Origin of the sequence: Leptospira mtsangambouensis, from assembly GCF_004770475.1 — a bacterium.
Lineage (GTDB): Bacteria > Spirochaetota > Leptospiria > Leptospirales > Leptospiraceae > Leptospira_A > Leptospira_A mtsangambouensis.
In genome coordinates this window covers 1-2647 of record NZ_RQHK01000004.1, presented here as the reverse complement: position 1 = coordinate 2647, position 2647 = coordinate 1, and the positions used below count along the sequence as shown (strand labels likewise).

Annotated in this window: 2 protein-coding genes; both read left to right on the top strand. The window is 36.1% G+C overall.

The window, feature by feature from the left end:
* Positions 1–96 precede the first annotated feature (96 nt).
* Positions 97–1044, top strand: a complete 948-nt coding sequence (locus EHR01_RS08140) for a hypothetical protein (RefSeq protein ID WP_135694203.1) — start codon at positions 97–99, stop codon at positions 1042–1044.
* Positions 1045–1248: 204 nt separating this feature from the next.
* The gene (locus EHR01_RS08135; protein WP_135694202.1) at positions 1249–2106 is read left to right on the top strand and encodes a restriction endonuclease; all 858 of its coding nucleotides are present in this window, start codon (positions 1249–1251) and stop codon (positions 2104–2106) included.
* The last annotated feature ends 541 nt before the right edge of the window (positions 2107–2647 follow it).

Below are 2647 nucleotides of genomic sequence, written 5' to 3'. Positions count from 1 at the left end.
GTCGCGCCGACGCCAACGCCTCCTTCGGAGGCTCGGCTACAGGGAACTTCGAGAAGCCTAGTTCGTTATGCGTAATTTTTAAAATCGGAGTTTAAGATGGAAAACGTAACTTTCAATGAAATTAAATCTTTAATCAATTCAATTGATAAAGAAATAAATACTAACTCAAATTTGGAATATAACAAAGAAAATGTTTCCAAAGAGTTTGAAGAAAAAATCAATTTCCATAATGATAAAAAGTCAGTTTTAGGAATTGATATTTATCAATATTCAAAATTTCCATTTAAAGAACAATCCCTGATACCTTTTTTAATCAAGTTCATTATAGAAAAATCTAAAAGAGAAATTCTAAACAATGATAAATTTCTTTTTCAGAATTTAATAGAAAATGATATATTGAATTTGGATTATATAAATACCGGGGATGGAGGTTTTTTTATCTTTGAAACACCATTACATTCAATAGTATTCTCAATTTATGTTGAATTTTATTTTAGATCATTTAATTCAGGGAAATTTTTACCGAAATTGCGCACATATCTTGGGCCATTAACACTAAGATATGCGAATACATTTGATACTATTTTTAAATTCGATAACAATTTTTATGGTCCTGGTATAATTAACAATGCTCGAATTTTGAGTAAGGATAAATTAAATAGATATCTAATCGATGAAAACACCTACAATTGGTTTTTATTTAAAATGAACGGCATTGAATCGTTAAGAGCAATTAAATTAGAAGAATTAATTAATACTGAACCATTCTCCAATTACACAAGTAAAGATTTAACTGGTAGCGAATATTCTGCAATTTCCAAACATTATGCTGTTGGTGCTCAAAATTTTGGAATTATAGAATCTCATATACAGAAAATTGGAACTATAGCTGCTAAAAAAGATCTATTTTCTATTTACAATCTTCACCTTCAATTTACTGCCCGATTACATAATAATATTCTCGATAATAATGGAAGTTTAGAAGGAACGGACATCATATTTTCTCTCGGAAATTTAAACACAACTGGTATAATTGTTGAATAAAAACTACGCATAACAGCGTGGAAACGCTGCGCTTCGGCACTTGCGGCCTCGCTTGGCCTCCGGCACATTCCCTTTCTGTCACTCGCTCGCATACGCAAGCTACGTGCCAGTCCCTAACGTCCCGTTCCGGGACTCAGGGTCAGGGAACGTCGTCTCCCCTAGTTCGTTATGCGTAATCCCCTAAAACCAAACTGAATAAATATTATGAAATTACCAACATATGATGAAATGATGAATCCTCTATTAAATTCCTTAAAGGAACTTGGAGGATCAGGCACAATTGATGAAATTAATGAAAAAGTCTTCAATTTGATGCAACTTCCCAATAATATTCTCGAGATACCTCATGGAGACAAAGGATCTAGAAGTGAAGTTGAGTATCGATTGGCATGGACAAGGACTTATCTAAAAAGAGCAGGATTTTTAGAAAATTCCTCTAGAGGGATTTGGTCTCTTACAAAAGCCAGCAAAGATATAAATGAATTAAACCCGAAAGACGTAGTAAATCTAGTCAGATCTATTTCAAAATCAGAGAAAAAAGAAAAAAATGAAATATCAGAATTTGATAGCAATGATCTTGATGCTCCAGAAGAATTTCAAGATTGGAGAATAACCTTAAAGAATATTCTCTTCGATATAAAGCCAGATGCCTTTGAAAGACTTTTTAAAAGAATTCTTAGAGAATCTGGATTTCACCAAGTTGAAGTTACAGGAAAAAGTGGAGATGGAGGAATTGATGGAAAAGGAATATTTAGAATAGCTGGATTCATTAGCTTTAATGTTTTATTTCAATGTAAAAGATATAGGGAAAATTCTATCACAGCTTCTGAAATCAGAGATTTTAGAGGGGCATTACAAGGAAGAGCAGACAAAGGATTATTTGTAACAACAAGTTCCTTCACTAGAGATGCGGTAAAAGAAGCAACAAGAGATGGTGCACCTCCTATTGATTTAATAGATGGAGATGCGTTACTCGATAAATTAAAGGAATTAAAACTTGGATTGGATATCGAAATCGTAGAAAAAATAGAAATAAAGAAAGAGTGGTTTGATTCCCTCTAAAAAGGGGACTACGCATAACATCGGCTAATCGCTGCACTTCGGCACTTGCGGCCTCGTTTGGGCTGCGCCACATTCCTCTCCGTCACGTCTCTTGCCTTCGCAAGATTCGCGCCGACGCTAACGCCTCCTACGGAGGCTCAGCTACGAGGAACGTCGATTAGCCTAGTTCGTTAATTGCAATTGGTCAATCAGTAGAAGAAAACGCGCAAATTTTTTATGTGAGTGTTGTCGATTTCAGCTAGAAGAAATACAACGCTGTGTTACTCCATTTACGGGTTTTTAATGATTAGTGCTTTTTTAAGAAATAAGAGAAAATTTGCGCTCGAAAGTGTTGGCTTGCGATAGAAATTTCATTAAATACGGACCAACTGCAATTAACAACGGTTTCTCGCTTCGCTTGGGTCCTTATCCGCTCGTTACGGACTTCTGTTTCGCTACGCTGAAGTCCTACTCTTCGCGGGGCCCGCGCTCGGCCTATGGCAAATTTCCTTCCGGCACGCTTCTTGCTTCGCAAGAAGACGCGCCGACGCCAACGCCTCCT

What these genes read in the sequence shown, in the direction of transcription:
- EHR01_RS08140 (WP_135694203.1), top strand. Translation starts at nt 97, where the DNA reads ATGGAAAACGTAACTTTCAATGAAATTAAATCTTTAATCAATTCAATT.
- EHR01_RS08135 (WP_135694202.1), top strand. Translation starts at nt 1,249, where the DNA reads ATGAAATTACCAACATATGATGAAATGATGAATCCTCTATTAAATTCC.